This window comes from Caballeronia sp. LZ029, assembly GCF_031451275.1.
In the GTDB taxonomy this organism is placed as follows: Bacteria; Pseudomonadota; Gammaproteobacteria; order Burkholderiales; family Burkholderiaceae; genus Caballeronia; species Caballeronia jiangsuensis.
This window is the reverse complement of record NZ_JARUXO010000004.1, coordinates 1,607,287-1,627,549: the sequence shown is the minus strand read 5'-3', so window position 1 is coordinate 1,627,549 and position 20,263 is coordinate 1,607,287. Positions and strand designations below refer to the sequence as shown.

Here is a 20,263-nt window from a genome sequence, read left to right as displayed (position 1 = left end):
TTCAGTTGCCGGCGACGTACGCCTTCACCGCCGGCAACCCGTCCTTCCCATCGAACGTCTTCACGCCCGCAAGCCATTTGTCGAGCACCGCCGGGTTCGCCTTGAGCCACTCGCGCGCCGCCTTGTTGGCATCGGTCTTGTTCATGATCGGCAGCATCACGTGATTCTCGATGTCCGTCGTGAACTGCAGGTTCGACACGAGCTTCGCGACATTCGGGCAACGCGTGTCGTAGTCCGTCGGCGTAACGGTCAGCACTTTCGCTTCGCCGTAGTTGGGACCGAACACATCGTCGCCGCCGGCGAGATAGTCGATCTTCATCTGCACGTTCATCGGATGCGGCTCCCAGCCGAGGAACACGATCGGCTTCTTGTCGCGAACCGCGCGATTCACCTCGACGAGCATGCCCGCCTCGCTCGACTCCACGAGCTTGAACTTCCCGAGCCCGTACATGTTGTTGTCGATCATCTTCTTGATGAGCGCGTTGCCATCGTTGCCGGGTTCGATGCCGTAGATCTTGCCATCCAGCTTGTCGTAGTTCTTCGCGATGTCGTTGAAGTTCTTGATGCCCGCCTGATACGCGTAGTCGGGCACCGCGAGCGTGTACTTCGCGCCCGTCAGATTCGGCGTCGGCAGCACTTTGACTTGATTAGCTTTCCTGAACGAATCGATCATCGGGTCCATCGTCGGCGACCAGTAACCGAGGAACACGTCGATCTGCTTGCTCTTCACGCCCGCGAACGTGATCGGCACGGATGCGATCGTTTTCGTCGGGTTATAGCCCAGTCCCTGAAGAACGGTCGATGCAAGTCCGGTCGTCGCGGCGATATCCGTCCAGCCGACATCGGCGAAGCGCACGTTCCTGCACGCAGCGGGCTCGGCGGCATTCGCGGCATAGGCACCCGACAGCATCGCTGCAATCATCGACGCGATCCACAAGCGTTTCATGTATCTCTCTCCCAGTTTTTGAAGGCATGGCGCGGCCCGCGCGCGCGACCCGAAAGCCCGCACGAACCGAAGAAAACAGACCAGAAAGACCTCAGGCCGACAAGCGGCGCTCCACGCTCGGCGCGTGCCCGAACTGCGCGCGATACGCCTTGCTGAAGTGACAGGGCGAATGGAATCCGCAGATGCTCGTCACACGCGCGATCGACGCATCCGTGTTGCGCAACAGCTCGCGTGCGCGGCGCAAGCGCAACGTCAGGTAGTAATGCGTCGGCGATACGTTGAGGAACATCTTGAACATGCGCTGCAAGTGCCGCTGCGACAGATGCACGAGGCGCGCGAGCTCTTCGAGCGACAGCGGCTCTTCGATGTTCGCCTCCATCAGCCGCACCACTTCGACAAGCTCGGCACGCGAGAAACCGACGCGCGCATCGACGGGAATGTGCTGATAGTCCGTCGATCCGCGTATGCGCTCGACGATGAACTGCTCCGACACCTGCGCCGCGTGCGCCTGCCCGAGCCGCATGCCGACGAGATTGAGCATCAGATCGAGCGGCGCGGTGCCGCCCGTGCACGTCAGGCGATCGCGATCGATCACGAAGAGCTCATCCGCGAATCGCACATGCGGGAAGCGCTTGTTGACCGGCGACATGTCTTCCCAGTGCAGCGTGCAGCGATAACCATCGAGCAGCTTCGCCGCGAGCAGCGCATACGGCCCGGTGCAGATGCCGCCGAGCGGAATGCCCGCTTCATGCGCACGCCGCAAGAGTTCGATCACCTTGTCATCGACATAATCGGCGACATGCCAGCCCGCGCACACGATCAGCACGTCCGGCATGCCCGCCTCGTCGAGCGTCACCGTCGGCTTCACGGTGATGCCGTTGCTCGCGCGTGCCGGCTCGCCCTCCGGCGTGATGATCGACCACCGATAGTGCTGCTCACGGCCCACGTAATTGGCCATGCGCAGCACCTCGACCGCGCTCGTGAACGCGATCATCGAGAAGTTCGGCAGTGTGAGAAAGCCGAAGTGCGCGAGATTGGACAACGGTGAATCGGTAACCGCTGGGACGATCGCGTCGCGCTTCATGGGTTGGACCTTGTCAGCTTTGTTGCGTCGCCGGTTCGCGGCGCACTTTCATCACGCTCTTCAGACCGGAGAACAGCGGGGCGCGCGCCATACCGGGCGAACGTCCGAAGCTCTCGGTGATGCGGTCGAGAATGATCGCGAGCAACACCACCGACAAGCCGCTCTCGAAGCCGAGGCCGATATCCAGACGCTGAATCGATGCGAGCACGTCGTTGCCCAGGCCGCCCGCGCCGACCATCGACGCGATGATGACCATCGACAGCGCCATCATGATCGTCTGGTTCACGCCGGTCATGATCGAAGGCAGCGCGTTCGGAATCTGTACCTTGTAGAGCAACTGCCACGGCGTGCAGCCGAACGCCTGACCCGCTTCCACGATCTCGCGATTCACCTGCTTGATGCCGAGCGCGGTGAGACGCACGGCCGGCGGCATCGCGAAGATCACGGTGGCCAGAATGCCGGGCACGCGTCCGAGGCCGAACAGCATTGCGGCCGGAATCAGATAGACGAAGGCGGGCATCGTCTGCATCAGATCGAGGACCGGACGCACGCCCATTTCGACGTACTTGCTCTTCGAGGTCCAGATGCCGAGCGGAATGCCGAGCAACAGGCTGATGAACGTAGACGACAACGTGAGGCCCAGCGTGATGACCATCTGGTCCCAGAAGTTCGTCGCGTAGATCAGCAGTAGCGACGCGAGCACGAACGCGGCGAATCGCCAGCCGACGCGCCACAAGCCGATGCCGACGAAGATTGCCATCAACAGCCACATCGGAATGGCCTGCAGGCCGTGCTCGATCGCCGCGGCGAACGTTTCGATGACCTTGCCGATGGAGTCGAAGGTCTTCGCGTCGTGATCGAGGAGATAGTGGACGCCGTGGTCCACCCAAGTGCCAAGCGGAATGATTTCAGACATGGGAACCTCGATGGTGCGTAAGAACCTTCAGGACATTGGCCTTGTTGATCGAGCCGCAATACGATCCGTCTGCTTCGACGACCGGCAGCGGCGCCGGACTGGCGACCACGCGATTCACGACGTCATCGAGCGCCATGCTGCGCTGGACGCATTCGATGGGATTGACCTGCGACGCGGCGTTGCCGTTCGCATCGCGTCCGACGAAGCCGCGGATACGGCGCTGCGCATCCAGCACGAAGGCGTAGTCGGCGCTGCCGTTGAGCGTCGCCGCGACGCTCGACGCGTCGATCTGCGGCGCGTGCTTCATGAGCGGCACGGCGTCCGTCTGCATCAGGTCGCCGGCGGTCAGATAGCGGCTCGTGTCGATGCCTTCGAAGAACGCTTCCACGTAATCGTCGGCCGGATTGGTGATGATTTCCTGCGGCGTGCCGATCTGCACCACACGGCCGCCTTCCATGATCGCGATGCGTGTGCCGATGCGCATCGCCTCTTCCAGATCGTGCGACACGAAAAGAATCGTGCGGCGCTGCTCGCGTTGCAGATCGAGCAGCACGTTCTGCATTTCCTTGCGCTTGAGCGGATCGAGTGCGGAGAACGCCTCGTCCATGATCATCAGCGATGGATTCACCGCCAGCGCGCGCGCGAGACCCACACGCTGCTGCATGCCGCCCGATAGTTGCGCGGGCAGCTTCTGCGCGAACGGCGCGAGGCCGACCTGCTCTAGCACGGTCATCGCGCGCGCCTCGCGCTCTTTCTTGCCGACGCCCGCGACCTCGAGGCCGAACGCGGCGTTCGAAATAACGGTGCGCTGCGGCATCAGCGCGAAGGACTGGAACACCATGCTCATGTCCTTGCGGCGCAGCGACGTTAGTTCCGAGCGCGGCACGGAGGCCACGTCGCGGCCGTCGATCAGCACCTTGCCGGCCGTCGGTTCGACCAGCCGGTTGATGAGCCGGATCAGCGTGGATTTCCCCGAGCCGGACAGGCCCATGAGCACGAAAATCTCGCCTTCCTTGACGTCGAAGGAGACGTTATGGACGCCGACGATCTGTCCGGTGCGCTTGAAGACTTCTTCCTTCGTCGCGCCTCCGGCCAGCATGTCCAGCGCCTGTTTGGGACTATTGCCGAATACTTTGCATAGTCCTTCGACTACGACCTTGGGGGAATTCATCGAATATCTCCTGGCGTGGGCGGACGCTCGTCCGCGCTGTGCATACATAGTTGCCAGAAAAAAGTCACGTCAGCCGACTATTTGCGACAACCACATGTGGAAATACGACACCGGAATAAGGACGAAAGTGCCAATCCGGAAGCGGAGCCTTGCTGGACAAGGGTTTGCGGGGAATGAAGTGAACGATCTTGCGATTTTCGACGTGTCGCGCAGATACAAGTCGCGAGGTCAATTTGCGATGCAGGCAGCTTGCGATGCGGCCGTCGGCAAGACGAAAGGAAAGAGAAACTGGCGTCGCGCGTGAATCGCGGAACCGGGATGCGTCCGGCAGGACTGCCGAAGCGATGTGAAAACTGCTAGAAAAACTACAACTAGAAGAGAAACTGGCGGGCGGGTCGTACGGCGTGTGCCGTCGTGTGTTGCTTGAGTTCTGTTTCCCGCGCCGCCTCAGCTACGCATTACAGACGGATGCCGAAAGCGGTGCCGCGTGCCTTGCGTTGACGCTCGGATTCACGAAAACGTGCTTGATACGAGTAGTCTTTGTCCATCGGCAGGTGCGCCGATTCGAACATCGAAGCGAATTTTTGCAGCAGGGCGAAGAGGTAGCTCATGACTGACTCCGGTTAGTGATAGAGGGTTTTCCCTTAGAGCGAATTATAGGGTTACCCCTAAGCAATTTCCAGTGCAATGCAACATTTCTTGGAGGAAAGTTGGTAGTTTTTCTACCAAATTGCCGATTTGGGCCATCCGAAAAAGGGGGACGGGCCGGAGAAGTCCGTGTGGCGGACATCGGATGACGAGACGAACGAGGCCGCGACACGCCGCCGCAGAGCGAGGTGTCGCGGGAAAGTGACAGCGGGGATCAGCGTGCGGCGGAAATGACGTGGTGACGCGCGTGCCGAACGTGCTTTTTCGGCGCGGAATCAGGCTGCGTGGCGCTGACGGGCTGCATCGGCGAGGCGTCTTCGGAATCGCGCGCGATTGCGGGCGCGCGCTGCATGCCGACGGTCGCGGAATCGGTGTCGAACAACGAAGCGAGCGTCGCCTGCTGGTTGAGCATCAACTGCTCCGTGCGGTCCTGCTGCAGCTTGCCGTCGTGGCTCATGCGCAGCAACACGGCCGTCTGCGCGATGCCGGTCGCCACCGTGACGAGCATCACGCAGACGATGATCGTCAGCATCGTCTTCATGCGGCGCGAGTGGGCCGCGGCGGACGTGCGCTGCTCGGCAATCACTGCGTAGAGTGCGTCGATGGTGTCCGCGAACGCCGTCGCGCGGGCGCGATCGAGTTCGGGCGCGATGACGTCGCGGGCACTGACCTTCGCGAGCGGCTCGGCGGCGTCGCGATCTCCGCGATCTCCGCGATCTCCGCGATCACGTCGATCGCTCGCAATCAGCGCCGACGCGAGCGCGGCCGGCGACGGCGCTGCACTCTCCGGCGCGACACAAGTGCTGATGCTCGCCGATCGCGTCGCGGCAGCGGCGATCGCGCCGGTCTTCCCGGCGGATCTGCTCTCGTCCGGCGGCGGCGCATCGACATCGGGCAAATCGTCCTGAAACAGGCCCGGCGCGAGCGCCGTCACGCTGGCGCGCGCCGCGCGTTTCGCGACGGTGGAATCGGCCGAATTGCCGCCTGGCGACACCGTTCCCCCGTTCGATTGCACCGCCGCGAGAAACACGTCCGGCAACTCGAAGCCTTCGAAGGTGCCCTGGCGGATGTCGGTGTTCATCGCCTGAAGATGCGCACGTTCGGCGTCTTCGGCGAATAGATCGAGCGTTTCGCCGCCGCGCGCGCCTTCGCTCAACTGCGCGAGACGCTGCGCCGAGCGCGCGGCGCGGGCAAGCTTCTTTTCGGTATCGACACTGACCTGCGTGACCTGCAATTCATGCGTTTGCGCTGCGCGCCGGCGACGGGACGGTGCGGCCGAGTCGCCCCGGCGCGCGTCGGGATCTCTCTTTACTGCGGAATCTGGCATAGGTTCGAAAGGGGCGGCCTCTATGGCCGGCGCACAAGGCACACCGGCGCTTCGGCGATTATTTCGAGAGGCCGCATTGTCGCATGGCCGCGTGCGCAAACCAGCATCCTGACGGCGATTTCAGGTCGCATCGTCCTCGCGAAACTCGCGCACGACGTCGAGGTGCCGCAAACGTTCGCAGATCGCCTGATATTCCATCGCCGATGCGCGCGACAATTCCACCCGCACCTCGTCCAGATCGGGCGAATCGTCGCTTTGCTGCACGACGAACTGCTTCACGCGCACGCTGCCAGGGCCGAGCGCCTCGTGCAGCGCGTGAAACGAGAGCGAGCCGCGATCGACGAGCATCGTCAGTTGCCGGCGCTGCTTCACGCTGATGAAGCGGCGTTCGAGCGGCTTGATGCCGGCGAGGATGATCAGGATGATCGCCGTCGCCGCAATCGACGCCGTGTAGAGGCCGCCGCCGACCGCCAGTCCGATCGCCGCGACCGACCAGAGGCTCGCGGCCGTCGTCAGCCCGCGCACGATTTCCCCGCGCAGCAGGATCGAGCCCGCGCCGAGAAAGCCGATGCCCGACACGACCTGCGCCGCGACCCGCGACGGATCGAGCACGACGTGGTCGTACTTCAGCGCATCCGCGAAACCGTACGCCGACACGATCATGATGAGCGCCGAACCGACGCACACGAGCATGTGCGTCCGCAGCCCGGCCGCCCATGAGAGACGCTCGCGCTCGAAGCCGATCACGCTGCCGAGCGCGGCGGCCATCACGAGTCGCGACACCAGTTCCATATTTCCCAACATGTTGTAGTCCTCCTCGCGGTGAGAAGCCCAAAGACGCGTCGCGCTTCGGGCCGCGTTTGCTATTCTTTCCAGTTGCGTGTGCCGCGCACGGCAGCGCGCCCCTCGAAACAATAAGAGTGTTCTCATGCAGGATCAGCAATCGAACGCTTCGTCGTTCATGCAATCGGCGAACCCGGACTCCGCCGCGCAGTTGCGCGCGCATTACGCGAACACCGTGCTGCCCATATGGCGCGGGCCCGGTTTCAACGCGAAACTCGGCCTCGCGTATGAAGCCGTCGCGCCGGGCGATCATGCGCCGCTGCCGCCGAAGCGTTATCGCGCGATGGCCTGCGCCCGCCAGCTATTCGTGTTCTCGGAAGCCGGCGATCTCGCGCACGCCGCGACGCTCTTCGAGTCGCTACGGCACTATTTTCAGGACAAGCAAAACGGCGGATGGTTCTACAGCGTGGATGCAAGCGGCGCGCCGCTCGAACGTCACAAGGATCTCTACACGCATGCGTTCGTCGTTTTCGCGTGCGCGCATTACGCGAAGAAGAGCGGTTCCGCCGACGCCTTCGCGCTGCTCGATGAAACGTCGCGGCTCGTCGACGTGCGCTTTTCGAGCGGCGGCGATCTGCTGAACGCGGTGCTTGCCGAGGATTTCGGCGCGACGATCGAAACGCCGTTACAGAATCCGCTCATGCATCTCGCCGAAGCGTGGCTCGCCGCGCGCGACGCAACCGGCGACGCCGCCTACGACCGCCGTCTCGCGCTGCTCGCGCAATCCGTCGCGGACGCGTTCGTGCACGCGCCGAGCGGTTCCATCGCCGAATTGCCGATGGGCACGGCGGGCAACCGGCTGGAGCCGGGTCATCAGTTCGAGTGGTACTTTCTGGCGCTCGGCAGCGGACATCCCGCGTTCGAGGCGGCAGGGCTCAACGAAGGACTCGCGCGCGCGTTCGATTTCGCCCGGCAGCACGGCGTGGATAAGGAAACAGGCGGCGTGGTTGCCGCCATCGACGAAGCCGGCCATGTGATCGACGGCACGCAGCGTATCTGGGCGCAGACCGAGTATCTGCGCGCGCTGGCCACGCGCGGCGACGCCGTCGGTGCGCAGATCGAGCGTTTCCGCGCGCGCTTTCTGCATGAAACCGGCTGGGTCGAATGCCGCTCGGCGCAGGGCGAGATCAGCCGCGCCGAAATGCCGTCGACGACGCCGTATCACCTCGCGACCTCATACGCGGCGCTGCCGCTCTGAGCCGGCTCAGGCGAGCTGGAACACCGACACAGCCGCCTTCAGTTGCCGCGTCTGCTCGTGCAGCGACGACGCGGCCGCCGCGGCCTGTTCGACGAGCGCCGCGTTCTGCTGGGTCATTTCGTCCATCTGCGTGACGGCCTGATTGACCTGCTCGATGCCCACGCTCTGCTCCAATGACGACGCGCTGATCTCCGCCATCATCTGCGTGACGCGCGAAATCGACGCCGATACTTCACGCATCGCCGCACCCGCGCGCTCGACGAGCACGGAGCCGTCGCTCACCTGCGCGACCGATTCGCCGATCAGTTCCTTGATTTCCTTCGCCGATTGCGCCGAGCGCTGCGCGAGGCCGCGCACTTCGCCCGCCACGACCGCGAAGCCGCGCCCCTGCTCGCCCGCGCGCGCCGCCTCGACGGCCGCGTTCAATGCGAGGATGTTGGTCTGGAACGCGATGCCGTCGATGACCGAGATGATCTCCGCGATCTTGTCCGAACTCGACGCGATGCCGCGCATCTTCTCGACGACATCGTCCACCACGCTCGAACCGCGTGAGGTCGCATTCAGCGCTTCGCCCGCGAGCGTGTTCGCCTCGCGCGCGTGCTCCGCGTTCTGACGTACCGTCGCGGTCAGCTCTTCCATGCTCGATGCGGTTTCTTCGAGCGAAGCCGCCTGATTCTCCGTGCGCGCGGACAGATCGGCGTTGCCGCTCGCGATTTCATCGGCGCCGAAGTTGATGGAATCGGACGTCTCGCGCACGGTCTTCACGGTGCTCGCGACGCTTGCCTGCATGGTCGCGAGTCCCGCGAACAGGCGGCCGATCTCGTTCGTGCCGCGATCTTCGATGCGCTCGTCCAGACGCCCGTTCGAGATGCGCTCGAAATGGCGGCCCGCTTCCTCCAGCGGCTGAATCACGCCACGGCGCAGCGCGACGTGCACGAGCGCGATCCCCGCGACGAGCGCCGCCAGAATCACGATGCCGACCGCGCGGAACCACGCGTAGCGCGTGTCGATCGATGAGAGATAGCCGCGTCCCGCTTCATCGCCGAAATTGACGAAGTTCTGCTGTTCCGCGAGATAGCGGTCCTGGAAACCCTGCGTCGGCTGATCGAGGAACGCCTGGATATTGCCGGCGTCGAGATACTGGACGAGCTCGCTCAGCGCCTTCGAATATTCGGCGTATTTCGCCTGCAGCGCGGTCGTGCGCGCGGTGTTTTCCTCGCCGGTCTTCGGCGCGTTCAGGAACGCGGTGAACGACTTGTCGGCCGCCGCGATCTGCTCGCGCGCGTGCTGGACGATTTCCGTCGGCTCGGTGCCGCCGCGCACCATGCGCGTGCCCGCGCGCGAAAGGTTGATGCGCGCATCCATCAGATGCTGCGTTGTCTTGTTGACCGCGTTGACCTGCTTCAAGGCGATATCGGACAGGCTGCCGACATCGTCATGCGTACGCGAGAGCGACCAGAAGCCGAGCCCTTCGGTCACCAGTTGAAAGAGACAGAACACCACCAGTACTGCGAGCAAACCCGATGAAACCTTGATCTTTCCGAACATCACTTGCACCCACGCTTTCCGAAATGAGGCCCGCCAGTGCGGGGACAGTGCGGGTTTACGGCAGTCGCGCCGAAAAGCTTGAATCGTTTGCCCGAAGGCGGGTCTATGCGGATGCATGCAATGCGAAGCCCTTAGCCCGACTTCATTGGGCGCGGCGCGCATGTCAGCCGAAACGCACCATTGCACAATTTTTGCCTGACTTCCTTGCAGTGCGCGCGAACGCTTCCTATTGTCTTTGCAGGACGGCACCGAACCCACCCAAGGAGTGTCCGAATGGCCGAAATCGTCGATATCGCGCGCGGTGCGCTGAATGCGCAACCGTTCAGCGCCTTGCTCGGAACCAAGCTGATGCAGGTCGATTCAGCGAGTCTCACGCTGTGCCTGACCATCAGGGATGAGCTAAGGCAACAACACGGCTTCGTACACGGCGGGGTGGTGAGTTATCTCGTGGACAACGCGCTGACCTTCGCGGGCGCGCTGCGGCTCGGGCCGAAGGTCGTTACGGGCGAATACAAGATCAACTATCTGCGTCCGGCGGTGTCGGGCACGCTGATGGCCCGCGCCCGCGTCGTCCATGCGGGCATGACGCAGGCGACCTGCCAGTGCGACGTCTTCGTCACCGACGGCGGCGCCGAGCGGCTCGTCGCGGTCGCGCAGGGCACGATCACGCGCATCAGCGAAGGCGTCTCCGCCGAACCGGTATTTCACGCCTGATTCTTCAGACTCCGTCCTCCAAAGCAAAAAACCTCGCCGCGGCGAGGTTTTTTGTTGGCTGCGCGCGTGCGCGTTACTGCGCGGCGACCGTCTTCTGCGTCTGCTCGCCGAGACCCTGAATGCCGAGGCGCACCGTCTGGCCGGCCTTCAGATATACCGCGTTCGGCTTCACGCCCATGCCGACGCCCGGCGGCGTGCCCGTCGAGATGACATCGCCCGGCTGCAGGCTCATCACCTTCGACAGATACGCGACCAGTTGCGCGACCGTGAAGACCATCGTCTTCGTGTTGCCGTTCTGATAGCGCTTGCCGTCGACTTCGAGCCACAGATCGAGCTTCTGCGGATCGGCGACTTCGTCCTTCGTGACGAGCCAAGGACCGATCGGGCCGAAGGTGTCGAAGCCCTTGCCCTTGTCCCATTGCGTGCCGTGCTCGAGCTGCCATTCGCGCTCGGAGACGTCGTTGATCACGCAGTAGCCCGCGACGTAATCGAGCGCGTTCGCTTCGTCGACGTACTTCGCTTCCTTGCCGATCACGACGCCCAGTTCGACTTCCCAGTCAGTTTTGACCGAGTTGCGCGGAATTTCGACGTCGTCGTCCGGGCCGTTGATCGCGCTCGTCCACTTGTTGAAGATGACCGGCTCGGTCGGCACCGGCAGATTCGATTCGGCGGCGTGATCCGCATAGTTCAGCCCGATGCACACGAACTTGCCGACACGCCCCACGCACGGCCCGATGCGCGGCTTGCCATCGACCACGGGCAGCGACGCGATATCGGTTGCGCGCAGTTTCGCCAGGCCCGCTTCGGTCAGCGTCGCGCCGGCGATGTCATCGACGACCTTCGACAGGTCGCGAATCTGGCCCTCGGCGTCCAGCAGACCCGGTTTTTCCTGACCCTTGGGGCCGTAACGAAGCAGTTTCATCTGGTTTGATCCTCCTGGTTCGGAAAAAGAATGAGGGCGGTCAGTTCGACCAGCCGCCATCGATGACATGAATCTGGCCCGTCGTGAACGACGATTCGTCCGATCCGAGATAGAGCGCCAGCGCCGCGATCTCTTCTGCGCGGCCGACGCGCCCCATCGGCTGGCGCGCGACGAACGCCGCCTGAATCTGATCGACGCTCGCGCCCTGCGCCTTCGCCTGCTCCGCGATGCGGTCCTTCAGCGACGGCGATTCCACCGTGCCGGGACAGATCGCGTTGCAGCGGATGCCGCGCGTGACGAAATCGGCGGCGACGGACTTCGTCAGCCCGATCACGGCCGCCTTCGACGCGCCGTACACGAAGCGGTTCGGCACGCCCTTCACGCTCGACGCCGCCGACGACATGTTGATGATCGAGCCGCCGCCCTTTTCCAGCATCTTCGGCAGGAACGCGCGAATCGTACGATACATCGCACGGGCGTTCAGGTCGAAGGCGAAATCCCAGTCTTCCTCGCTGGCTTCGAGAATCGAGCCGGCGTGCACGTAGCCCGCGCAATTGAACAGCACGTCGATCGCGCCGATTTCGTCGGCCAGCGCGTTGATCGCCTGCGGGTCGCGCACGTCGAGCCGGTGTACGTCGAAAGACTTCCCTTCGAGCGATTCCGTGCGGATATCCGTCGCGATCACGCGCGCGCCCTCCGCCGCGAAAAGCTCGGCCGTCGCGAGCCCGATGCCTTGTCCCGCCGCCGTGATCAGCGCCGTCTTGCCTGCCAGTCTTTGTACCATCTACTGCTCCAGTCGAAAGTGTTTTTGAGACATGCCGGGTATATCAGCCGTTTCAGAGACGGTAGAACGCGCGGGCGTTCGCGCCGAAAATCGCGGCCTGATCGGCTTTTTTAAGATGCGACGTGAGGTTTTGGGCCGTGCTGTGCCATGCAGTGTAACTGCCGTTCATATTGAGCACGGGCCAGTCGCTGCCCCACATCAGGCGCTCGGCGCCGAATTGTTCGAGAAGATGCGCGACGTAGGGTTTCAAGGTTTCGTCGGTCCAGTTCTTCCCGGATTCGGTCGCGAGGCCGGAGAGCTTGCAATGAAGTCTTTGCGGCAAGGCGGCGAGTTGCGCGATGCCCTCGGCCCAGGGTTGCCAGCCTGATGCAAGACCGTCGCGGATCGGCGGCTTCGCGCCATGATCGACCACGACGCGCAAGCTCGGATATCGCTCGACGAATTCGATCAACGAGGGCACATGCCGCGCGAAGATCAACGCGTCGAAGGCGAGATCGAGGTCGATGAGGCGCTCGATCGCGTCCTCGCGCGGCGCGTGTGCGATCCACGTATCGTCGGGCAAGTCCTGCAGCATCGGGCGCACGGCCTTGAACTTCGGCTCGCGTGCGAATTCGTCGATGAACTTCGGTGCATCGGGCGAATCGAGCGGAACCCAGCCGACGACACCCGCGATCGATTCGTCATTGCGCGCGAGGTCGAGCAGATAGCGCGTTTCGTCGAGCGTCGGCGCGGCGTGAACGACGACGGTTCGTTGAACACCGACCGCCTCGCGAAGCGGCGCGAGATCGTTCGGGCCGAATACGCGAAAGAGCGGCTTCATGTCCGGCGTGAGCCATCCATAGTCGCCGCGCGATGGATCCCAGTAATGCTGATGCGAGTCGATATTCATCGCGGCACCGGGGCGTTCGCGTGAAGCAGACCTTCCGCGCGCAACGCGTCCCACAGCGCAGGCGGAACCGGCGTCGCGAACGATGCCGCGTTTTCGCGCACTTCATCCGGCGTGCGCGCGCCCATCAGCACCGTGGCCACGACTTTATGCGCATAAGGAAACTGGATGGCCGCGGTCGCCAGCGCGACGCCATGCGCACGGCATACGCGCTCCAGCTTGCCGACGCGCTCGACGATATCCTTCGGCGCATCGCCGTAGTTGAACTTGAGATCGCCGTGCGCGTTGGCATCGAGACCGCGCGCGAGAATGCCCGAATTGAACGCGCCGCCGAGCAGGATGCTCACGCCGCGTTTTTCGCATTCGGGCAGAAGATCGTCGAGCGTATTTTGTTCGAGCAGCGTGTAGCGGCCCGCGAGCAATGCGCAGTCGATGTCGAATTCGGCCATCGCTTCCATCACGGCCGCGCCTTCGTTCACGCCGAGGCCCACCGCTTTCACGCCGCGCGACTGCTTCAACTCTTCGAGCGCGCGAAAACCGCCTTCGTCGGTGAGTTGCTTCCAGTAATGCGCGTTCTTCTCGCCATGCGTGACGCGGCCGATGTCGTGAATCAGCACGATATCGATATCGATCATGCCGAGCCGCATCTGGCTGTCTTCGAACGAGCGGATGACGCCGTCGTAGGTGTAGTCGTAGATCGCCTGGAACGGCAGCGGCGCGGCCCAGCCTTCGCTGCCGTCGTCGGGCGTCGTGCGCGGGACGAAGCGCCGGCCGACTTTCGTCGAGATGACGAAGTCGCCGCGCGGATAGCGCCGCAAGGCATCGCCCAGACGATGCTCCGCCTTCGTGTGGCCATAGTGCGGCGCGGTGTCGAAGCAGCGGATGCCGGCTTGCCACGCGGCATCGACGGTTGCGCGCGCCTCGTCTTCCGTCAGTTCGTGATACAGCCCGCCGAGCGGCGCGGTGCCGAGCGACAGCGCCGTGACTTCCAGCGCCGTGCGGCCGATCTTGCGTCGGCGCGAAACTGCCTGCGTGTCTCCAGTCATGTGTGCGACCCTCAGTCGATACGTTCAGTTTGAAACGATCTCCACGGTGCGAGACGCCACAGTAACGCGTCCCGCGCCGCCGGGCAAACACGCCGGGCCGACCGGTTCGAAGGTTTTGTAAGTCAGGATGAATTCCTGATGCCCGAGCGCCTCCGACTTCGACGCCGCGCCCGCCGCCACCGCAACCGTGACATCGAAGACTTCGCGCCCGACTTCGTCGAGCGTCGCGCGGCCTTCGAGGATGCGGCCGGCGTCGACGTCCATATCGCCGGACAGATTGCGATACGTCGATGGATTCGCGCAGACCTTGATGACCGGCGATATCGCCGAGCCGACCACCGAGCCGCGCCCGGTCGTGAAGAGAATCACGTGACAGCCGCACGCGATCAGTTCGCCGATCTCCGCGTTGTCGCTGATATTGGGAAAGCCGAAGCGCGGTTCGCCATCGGGGACGACATCGAGCAGATAGAGCCCGCCCGTCGGCGGCACATCGCCCGGCTTGATGATGCCGACGATCGGCGACGCGCCGCTCTTCGAATACGCGCCGAGCGATTTCTCTTCCTGCGTCGTCAGCCCGCCGTCCGCGTTGCCGACGGAGAACGAGCCGTGGCCCATCGTCGTGTAATAGCGCGCGGCCTTCTGCACGCATTCGACGATCGCGTCGCCGAGTTCGGGCCGCGCCGCGCGCCGCTTCATATGGAATTCGCAGCCGACGAGCTCGCCCGTTTCCTCGAAAACGCACGACGCGCCCGCATCGATGAACGCATCGAATGCGCGGCCCACCGCCGGATTCGCCGTGATGCCGCTCGTGCCGTCCGAGCCGCCGCAAATCGTGCCGACGATCAGTTCGTCGAGCGCCATCGGCACCTTCTGTTGCGCCGCGAGCGTCGCGCGCGCCTCGCGCACCCAGTCGAGGCCGTTCTGGATCGTGCTGCGCGTGCCGCCTTTTTCCTGGATCGTCAGCACGGCGGCGGGGCGCCCGCTCGCGCGCACGGCATCGACGAGATAGTGCTTGTTCATGCTCTCGCAACCGAGCGATACGAACAGCACCGCGCCGACATTCGGATGCGTGCAGATGCGCTCCAGCATTTTTTCGGCGTAGCTGTTCGGATAGCAGCCCGGAAAGCCGATCAGATGCACGGGCGATTCGGCTTGAGGATCGAAGGAATCGAAATCATCGAACGATGGCCGGAAATGCGTGACGATCTCGCGCGCGACGTGATGCGCGCACTCGACGAGATACGCCACCGCGACGACATTGCGGATGCCCTTCCTGCCATCCGCGCGGAGATAGCCTTGCAGTGCGGGACTGTTCATGAGTGTTCTTCAGTGCTGTACGTAGGCGTGCCCGGCGTCGTGCGTATATGTCGGGATGTAGTCGCTTTCCAGATTGTGCGTATGCAGATGCTCGCCGCACGCGACATCGGCATTCACGTGGCCGATGATCGCGCCGTAGCGCAGCACCTTTTCGTCCTTCGACAACGCCCGCCGCGCGAGCTTGTGCGCGAGCTCGATGGTCGTCGCGAGCGTGACGGACTCGCCTTCGATCATCAGCGTTTCGCCCGCCGGCAAGCGCGCGCCGGCGATCAGGCAGTTGTCTTCCGGACTCAGCAGAATGAGGCGCGGATCGGTGGTTTTTTGCATCGTCGATATCGTCAGTTTTGCGCTTCGCCGCCCGCGATTCGCGCGACCATCAGCGAGCCGAGGATGATCGCGCCGTAGATCGCCTGAATCCAGAACGACGGAACTTGCGCAAGTGTCAGGAGGTTTTGCACGACGCCCAGCAGCAAAACGCCTGACAGCGCGCCGAGCATCGTGCCCTTGCCGCCATCGAGCGAAATGCCGCCGATGACCGCCGCGGCGAACACCGTGAAGATCATGCCGTTGCCCTGATTCGCGTTGATCGCGCCGACATAGCCCGTGACGACCAGCCCGCCGATCGACGCGAGCACGCTGCCCAGAACGAACACGCCCCACGTGATGCGCTCGACGCGAATGCCCGCCGCGCGCGCCGCTTCCGGATTGCCGCCGATCGCGTAGAGCGCGCGTCCGAGGCGGTGATAGCGCAGCATGAACGCGGCGGCCGCGAACGCCGCCGCCGCGAGCCACACGGAAACGGGCAGGCCGAGCACGAGCGTCGTCGCGAGCGTGAAGAACGAGGGCGGCATGTCGAACAGCGTGCCGCCCTTCGTCGCGCCGACGAGCATTCCGCGCAGCACGATCAGCATCGCGAGCGTGACGATGAACGCGTTCAGGCGCAGCCGCACGACCAGAAAGCCGTTGACGAAGCCGATCAGCGCGCCGACCACCACGATCGCCGCGAGACCGGCGGCCGCCGGCCATTCGAGTCCGAAGCCCGCCGACGCAGCAGGCATCACGAGCATCGCGCCGACGGCGGGCGCGATGCCGACCGTCGATTCGAGCGACAAATCGAACTTGCCCGTCAGCACGATCAGCGATTCGGCGAGCACGACGAGCGCGAGCGCCGCCGACGCGCCGAGAATGCTGATCAGATTCGCCTGCGTCAGAAAGCTCGGGCTGACGAACGCGCCGATCGCGAGCAGCAGCGCGAGCGCGGGCAAGAGCGCGAGATCGCGAAAGCGCGCGAGCTCGATGCGCGGGCGCTGGCGCTGCATCGGCAGGCCGGCCATCGCGGAACTGGAAACGTCATGCTTCATGGAGACTCACTCCTTCGACGGATGCGATGAGTTCATGGTCCTGCCAACCGGCAGGGAATTCGGCGGCGATCGCGCCACGGAACATCACGAGGACGCGGTCGCAGGTGCGCAGGTCGTCGAGTTCGCCGGAGACGACGAGCACCGCCTTGCCTTCCTCGCGCACCCGTTCGACGACGCCGAGCAGCGCTTCCTTCGATTTCACGTCGACGCCCGCGGTCGGATCGATAAGCACGAGCACATTCGGATCGGTCGCGAGCGCGCGCGCCATCACCACTTTTTGCTGATTGCCGCCCGACAGGCCCGACACGACATGCTCCGGCCCTTGCGTCTTGATGCCGAGCGCCGCGATCATGCGGCGCCCGAAGGCGTTCTTCTTCGCCGGCGACGCGATGCCGAAGCGCCCGAGCGTGCGCGCGATCGTCATCGACGCGTTCTCCGCGACGGACTGGGTGAGCACGAGCCCTTCGCGATGCCGGTCCTTCGGCACGCAACCGACGCCGCTCGCCAATGCGCCGGGCACATCGCCGGGCGTGAGCGTGCGGCCGTCGACCGCGATCGTGCCGCTGCGTTGCGCCTTCAATCCGGCGATGGCTTCCGCGACGCTCGTGCGACCGCTCGTCGTCGCGCCCGTCAGGCCGATGACTTCGCCGCGCCGCACGTCGAAGCTGACGTCGTCGTAGTCGCCGCCCGAGAGCGCGGACACGGAAAGCGCGATCGATGCATCGGCGGGCAAAGGCGCACGCGTCGCGGCATCGGTGACGGCGAGACCGCCTTTTTCGCCCGTCATCGCTTCGATCAGCTTGTCGCGCGGCAACGCCGAAACCGGTGCGCTGACGATATGCCGCGCATCGCGCAGCACGGTCACCGCCTGACAGATTTCGTACACCTCCTGCAAGTGATGGGAAATGAACAGGAAAGTGACACCTTCTGTCTGCAACTCTTCGATACGCCTGAAGAGACGCTTGATCTCGTCGCCGTCCAACTGTGCAGTCGGCTCGTCGAGGATGATGAAGCGCGCGCCATACGACAGCGCCCGCGCGATCTCGACCAACTGCCGCGCCTCGACAGTCAGATCGCCGGCGCGCGCGTCCTCGCGCACGTCGATCTTCCAGTGATCGAGCAAGGCGCGAGCGTCGCGGCGCATCGTGCGCCAGTCGATCACACCGCCGCGCCGATGCTGCCGGTTGATGAACAGGTTCTCGGCGACCGACAACTCGCGGATGATCGTCGAATGCTGATAGACGCACGCGACGCGCTCGCGCCATGCATCGCGATCCGCGAGCGGCGGCGCGGGCTCGCCGCCGAAGCGAATCTCGCCGGCGTCGGGACGGCGCAAGCCGGTGATCATCGAGACGAGCGTCGACTTGCCCGCGCCGTTGCGCCCGACGAGCGCGTGCGACTCGCCGGGCAGAACGCGCATCGTGACGTCCGACAGCGCCGCCGTCGAACCGTAGCGCTTGGTCAACCCAAGCGCTTCCACCACGGGCGCGCTCATTTGATGTTGTTGCCCCAGAGGGACTTGTCGTCGACGTTGGCTTTCGTCACGAGCGGCGCGGGCAACTGGTCTTCCAGAATGCCGGGCGCGCGCTGGACGATCGTGCTGCCGTGATCCGTCGGGCCGGGCTTGAAGGTCTGCCCGGCGAGCGCCGCCTTGATATAGAAGAAGCCGTACTTCGCGTACAGATCGGCGGGCTGCGAGATGGTCGCATCGATTTCACCGCGGCGGATCGCATCGTATTCCTGCGGGATGCCGTCATTGCTCACGATCACGATGTGCTTCGGATCGCCCGCCTTGACGAGCAGTTGCTTGCGCCGCAGCGTCTGGAGCGTCGGCGACAGATAGACGCCGCCCGCCTGCATGTAGATCGCCTTCACATCGGGATTCGCCGTCAGCAGGCTGTCGAGCGCGGTCGCGGCGGCGTCGCCCTTCCATGCGGCCGGGATTTCCAGAAGGCTCAGCGACGGATATTTCTTCAGGCACTCGCGAAACGCCTCGGACCGGTCGCGGCCGTTCACCGACGCCAGATCGCCCATGATCTGCACGACCTTGCCCGACTTCACGTGCTCGCCGATGTACTCGCACGACTTCGAACCGTAGGCGCGGTTGTCGGCACGCACGACCATCGCGACCTTGCCCTGCGTGGGCGCTACGTCCACCGCGACGACCGGCACGCTCTTCGCCGACGATGCATCGAGCGCCCGGCTGATCGCCGCCGAATCCAGCGGCCCGACGACGATGCCCTTCGCGCCGAGGTTCAGCAGGCTGTTCATGTCGGTGATCTGCTGCGCGGGGTCGCCGTTCGAATTGACGGGCGCGAGGATGTCGAGGCCCATCTCCTTCGCGTATTTCGGCAGGTAGTTGTTGTACGACTGCCAGAACGGCGATGTCAGCAGCGGCAGGCCGAGGCCGACTTTGCCGCTCTCGGCTGCGTGCGCCAAGCCGATGGTGCCGATCGCGGCGATGGCGACGGCGAGTGTCTTCGTGAATCTCATGCGTTTGTCTCCTGATGTGTGCGGTTCTTCGTGACTGCGACGTGGGGCTTCGGGAAACTGCCGGTGCATCTATTCATCAGTGAACGTATTATTCATATACGCATAAATCGAAGTCAAGGACGATGCGCGGCGAAACCGGTCGGTAATTTCCCTAGCCGGTTTTCGTCGACTGACAGAAGGCTTAAACTCGCGCGAATTCATGAACCGACCCGGACTGCCCATGGACGTGGAAGACAACGACGCCGACCGCTATCGCGCGCCCGCCCTCGACAAGGGGCTCGATATCCTGGAACTGCTTTCGGAGCAGAAGTCGGGACTCACGCGCGCGGAAATCACGAAGATGCTCGGGCGCAATGCGAGCGAGATGTATCGGATGCTGGAGCGGCTCGTCGCGCGGCAGTACGTCGTGCGCTCGCCCGAGGGCGATCGCTATTCGCTGAGCCTCAAGCTCTATGCGCTCGCGCATCGTCATCCGCCGATGAACCGGCTGATTGCCGAAGCGTTACCCGTGATGCAGCGTTTCGCCGACGCGGCGGAGCAGTCGGTGCATCTCGCCGTCTACGATCGCGGCAATCTTCTCGTGATCGCGCAGGTGGACGGCCCCGGCACGTGGGGCATTTCGGTGCGGCTCGGCTCGCGCGTCGGCCTGATCGACACCGGCTCGGGCCGCGTGATGCTCGCGTTCCAGACCGAAGAGCAGCGCGAGCACATGCTTGCGGAGCACACCAAGGTCAAAGGCGAGCTTGCGCTGGATCGCGAAGTGCTCGATGCCGATTACCAACGGATTTGCGAACTCGGCTATTCGAAGAAGGAAAGTCAGCAGACCTTCGGCGTAACGGACGTGACATTTCCGCTGCTCGGGCCATCGGGCCAGGCGATCGCCGCCCTCACCTGCCCGTATATGCGACGTATCGATGAATACGTGGCGCCGTCGATCGACGACGTCACGGCATTGCTGAGAGACTCCGCGGCATCGCTTTCGATGATGCACGACTGAACGGCGCGGGCGTCGCGCGTTAGAATGGCGGCCCTCTCAAAAAGCCGGCGCGCTGCGTTCCG

20 protein-coding genes are annotated in these 20,263 nt (G+C 64.1%); 3 read left to right on the top strand and 17 right to left on the bottom strand.

All coding sequences use genetic code 11. The features are described 5' to 3' along the window. Position 1: 1 nt before the first annotated feature. The 7 genes from QCE73_RS33395 to QCE73_RS33365 all read right to left on the bottom strand — a co-directional run bounded on the left by QCE73_RS33395 (position 2) and on the right by QCE73_RS33365 (position 6,896). Complete coding sequence (locus QCE73_RS33395) at positions 2–946, bottom strand: choline ABC transporter substrate-binding protein (protein ID WP_035502685.1); 945 nt, start codon at positions 944–946, stop codon at positions 2–4. Between the two features lie 91 nt (positions 947–1,037). Beyond that, a complete protein-coding gene (locus tag QCE73_RS33390; protein ID WP_035502687.1) occupies positions 1,038–2,030 on the bottom strand; it encodes a GlxA family transcriptional regulator in 993 nt (330 codons plus the stop codon). A 13-nt stretch (positions 2,031–2,043) separates the two neighbouring features. Continuing rightward, positions 2,044–2,946, bottom strand: coding sequence for a choline ABC transporter permease subunit (gene choW, locus QCE73_RS33385; protein WP_035502690.1), 903 nt, complete (start codon positions 2,944–2,946; stop codon positions 2,044–2,046). After that, positions 2,939–4,117 carry a glycine betaine/L-proline ABC transporter ATP-binding protein gene (locus tag QCE73_RS33380; protein ID WP_035502693.1) on the bottom strand — a complete coding sequence of 393 codons (1,179 nt, stop codon included), beginning with the start codon at positions 4,115–4,117 and terminating at the stop codon, positions 2,939–2,941. The genes choW and QCE73_RS33380 overlap by 8 nt, the downstream gene beginning before the upstream one ends. 458 nt (positions 4,118–4,575) lie before the next feature. Next, positions 4,576–4,728, bottom strand: a complete 153-nt coding sequence (locus QCE73_RS33375) for a hypothetical protein (protein ID WP_167357790.1) — start codon at positions 4,726–4,728, stop codon at positions 4,576–4,578. 251 nt (positions 4,729–4,979) lie between these two features. Continuing rightward, complete coding sequence (locus QCE73_RS33370) at positions 4,980–5,999, bottom strand: hypothetical protein (protein WP_309885218.1); 1,020 nt, start codon at positions 5,997–5,999, stop codon at positions 4,980–4,982. Positions 6,000–6,212: 213 nt separating this feature from the next. After that, positions 6,213–6,896, bottom strand: a complete 684-nt coding sequence (locus tag QCE73_RS33365; RefSeq protein ID WP_035502701.1) for an MgtC/SapB family protein — start codon at positions 6,894–6,896, stop codon at positions 6,213–6,215. A 124-nt stretch (positions 6,897–7,020) separates the two neighbouring features. Here QCE73_RS33365 and QCE73_RS33360 point away from each other — a divergent pair, with 124 nt between their 5' ends. After that, entirely contained in the window at positions 7,021–8,133 is a 1,113-nt protein-coding gene (locus QCE73_RS33360) for an AGE family epimerase/isomerase (protein WP_309885216.1), read from the top strand. A gap of 6 nt (positions 8,134–8,139) precedes the next feature. On the opposite strand, the gene QCE73_RS33355 is transcribed toward QCE73_RS33360, so the two are convergent. Continuing rightward, complete coding sequence (locus QCE73_RS33355; RefSeq protein ID WP_309885308.1) at positions 8,140–9,681, bottom strand: methyl-accepting chemotaxis protein; 1,542 nt, start codon at positions 9,679–9,681, stop codon at positions 8,140–8,142. A gap of 273 nt (positions 9,682–9,954) precedes the next feature. Between QCE73_RS33355 and QCE73_RS33350 the strand changes: the two genes are divergently transcribed. Further along, positions 9,955–10,395, top strand: coding sequence for a PaaI family thioesterase (locus QCE73_RS33350; RefSeq protein ID WP_035502707.1), 441 nt, complete (start codon positions 9,955–9,957; stop codon positions 10,393–10,395). Positions 10,396–10,468: 73 nt separating this feature from the next. Here the strand turns inward: QCE73_RS33350 and QCE73_RS33345 are convergent, their stop codons facing one another. Genes QCE73_RS33345 through QCE73_RS33305 form a run of 9 tightly spaced genes read right to left on the bottom strand, consistent with a single transcriptional unit; the run spans position 10,469 to position 19,204 of the window. Further along, the gene (locus QCE73_RS33345; RefSeq protein WP_035502710.1) at positions 10,469–11,317 is read right to left on the bottom strand and encodes an ureidoglycolate lyase; all 849 of its coding nucleotides are present in this window, start codon (positions 11,315–11,317) and stop codon (positions 10,469–10,471) included. 40 nt (positions 11,318–11,357) lie between these two features. Next, positions 11,358–12,101 (bottom strand): SDR family oxidoreductase, encoded by a 744-nt coding sequence (locus QCE73_RS33340; RefSeq protein ID WP_309885215.1) that lies wholly within the window; start codon positions 12,099–12,101, stop codon positions 11,358–11,360. Positions 12,102–12,153: 52 nt separating this feature from the next. Then, positions 12,154–12,990, bottom strand: a complete 837-nt coding sequence (locus QCE73_RS33335; protein ID WP_309885214.1) for an amidohydrolase family protein — start codon at positions 12,988–12,990, stop codon at positions 12,154–12,156. Beyond that, the gene (locus tag QCE73_RS33330) at positions 12,987–14,033 is read right to left on the bottom strand and encodes an aldo/keto reductase (RefSeq protein ID WP_309885213.1); all 1,047 of its coding nucleotides are present in this window, start codon (positions 14,031–14,033) and stop codon (positions 12,987–12,989) included. The genes QCE73_RS33335 and QCE73_RS33330 overlap by 4 nt, the downstream gene beginning before the upstream one ends. Positions 14,034–14,057: 24 nt before the next feature. Further along, positions 14,058–15,350, bottom strand: a complete 1,293-nt coding sequence (locus tag QCE73_RS33325) for a UxaA family hydrolase (RefSeq protein WP_309885212.1) — start codon at positions 15,348–15,350, stop codon at positions 14,058–14,060. Between the two features lie 9 nt (positions 15,351–15,359). Then, positions 15,360–15,677: a UxaA family hydrolase gene (locus tag QCE73_RS33320; RefSeq protein ID WP_035502721.1), complete on the bottom strand. Its 318-nt coding sequence runs from the start codon at positions 15,675–15,677 to the stop codon at positions 15,360–15,362. Between the two features lie 11 nt (positions 15,678–15,688). Beyond that, positions 15,689–16,711 (bottom strand): ABC transporter permease, encoded by a 1,023-nt coding sequence (locus tag QCE73_RS33315; protein ID WP_035502724.1) that lies wholly within the window; start codon positions 16,709–16,711, stop codon positions 15,689–15,691. Then, on the bottom strand, positions 16,701–18,206 hold the full coding sequence (locus tag QCE73_RS33310; RefSeq protein ID WP_309885211.1) for a sugar ABC transporter ATP-binding protein: 1,506 nt from the start codon (positions 18,204–18,206) through the stop codon (positions 16,701–16,703). Before QCE73_RS33310 ends, QCE73_RS33315 begins: the two co-directional genes overlap by 11 nt. Continuing rightward, positions 18,203–19,204, bottom strand: coding sequence for a sugar ABC transporter substrate-binding protein (locus QCE73_RS33305; RefSeq protein ID WP_309885210.1), 1,002 nt, complete (start codon positions 19,202–19,204; stop codon positions 18,203–18,205). The genes QCE73_RS33310 and QCE73_RS33305 overlap by 4 nt, the downstream gene beginning before the upstream one ends. A gap of 220 nt (positions 19,205–19,424) precedes the next feature. On the opposite strand from QCE73_RS33305, the gene QCE73_RS33300 reads away from it, so the two are divergent. After that, a complete protein-coding gene (locus QCE73_RS33300) occupies positions 19,425–20,201 on the top strand; it encodes an IclR family transcriptional regulator (protein ID WP_309885307.1) in 777 nt (258 codons plus the stop codon). Positions 20,202–20,263 lie beyond the last annotated feature (62 nt).

Excerpts from the sequence above, each read along its gene's own strand:
- QCE73_RS33325 (WP_309885212.1), bottom strand. The coding sequence starts at position 15,350 with ATGAACAGTCCCGCACTGCAAGGCTATCTCCGCGCGGATGGCAGGAAG.
- QCE73_RS33330 (WP_309885213.1), bottom strand. The coding sequence starts at position 14,033 with ATGACTGGAGACACGCAGGCAGTTTCGCGCCGACGCAAGATCGGCCGC.
- QCE73_RS33380 (WP_035502693.1), bottom strand. The coding sequence starts at position 4,117 with ATGAATTCCCCCAAGGTCGTAGTCGAAGGACTATGCAAAGTATTCGGC.
- choW (WP_035502690.1), bottom strand. The coding sequence starts at position 2,946 with ATGTCTGAAATCATTCCGCTTGGCACTTGGGTGGACCACGGCGTCCAC.
- QCE73_RS33350 (WP_035502707.1), top strand. The coding sequence starts at position 9,955 with ATGGCCGAAATCGTCGATATCGCGCGCGGTGCGCTGAATGCGCAACCG.
- QCE73_RS33390 (WP_035502687.1), bottom strand. The coding sequence starts at position 2,030 with ATGAAGCGCGACGCGATCGTCCCAGCGGTTACCGATTCACCGTTGTCC.
- QCE73_RS33315 (WP_035502724.1), bottom strand. The coding sequence starts at position 16,711 with ATGAAGCATGACGTTTCCAGTTCCGCGATGGCCGGCCTGCCGATGCAG.
- QCE73_RS33340 (WP_309885215.1), bottom strand. The coding sequence starts at position 12,101 with ATGGTACAAAGACTGGCAGGCAAGACGGCGCTGATCACGGCGGCGGGA.
- QCE73_RS33360 (WP_309885216.1), top strand. The coding sequence starts at position 7,021 with ATGCAGGATCAGCAATCGAACGCTTCGTCGTTCATGCAATCGGCGAAC.
- QCE73_RS33355 (WP_309885308.1), bottom strand. The coding sequence starts at position 9,681 with ATGTTCGGAAAGATCAAGGTTTCATCGGGTTTGCTCGCAGTACTGGTG.
- QCE73_RS33305 (WP_309885210.1), bottom strand. The coding sequence starts at position 19,204 with ATGAGATTCACGAAGACACTCGCCGTCGCCATCGCCGCGATCGGCACC.
- QCE73_RS33310 (WP_309885211.1), bottom strand. The coding sequence starts at position 18,206 with ATGAGCGCGCCCGTGGTGGAAGCGCTTGGGTTGACCAAGCGCTACGGT.
- QCE73_RS33395 (WP_035502685.1), bottom strand. The coding sequence starts at position 946 with ATGAAACGCTTGTGGATCGCGTCGATGATTGCAGCGATGCTGTCGGGT.
- QCE73_RS33320 (WP_035502721.1), bottom strand. The coding sequence starts at position 15,677 with ATGCAAAAAACCACCGATCCGCGCCTCATTCTGCTGAGTCCGGAAGAC.
- QCE73_RS33335 (WP_309885214.1), bottom strand. The coding sequence starts at position 12,990 with ATGAATATCGACTCGCATCAGCATTACTGGGATCCATCGCGCGGCGAC.
- QCE73_RS33375 (WP_167357790.1), bottom strand. The coding sequence starts at position 4,728 with ATGAGCTACCTCTTCGCCCTGCTGCAAAAATTCGCTTCGATGTTCGAA.
- QCE73_RS33365 (WP_035502701.1), bottom strand. The coding sequence starts at position 6,896 with ATGTTGGGAAATATGGAACTGGTGTCGCGACTCGTGATGGCCGCCGCG.
- QCE73_RS33300 (WP_309885307.1), top strand. The coding sequence starts at position 19,425 with ATGGACGTGGAAGACAACGACGCCGACCGCTATCGCGCGCCCGCCCTC.
- QCE73_RS33345 (WP_035502710.1), bottom strand. The coding sequence starts at position 11,317 with ATGAAACTGCTTCGTTACGGCCCCAAGGGTCAGGAAAAACCGGGTCTG.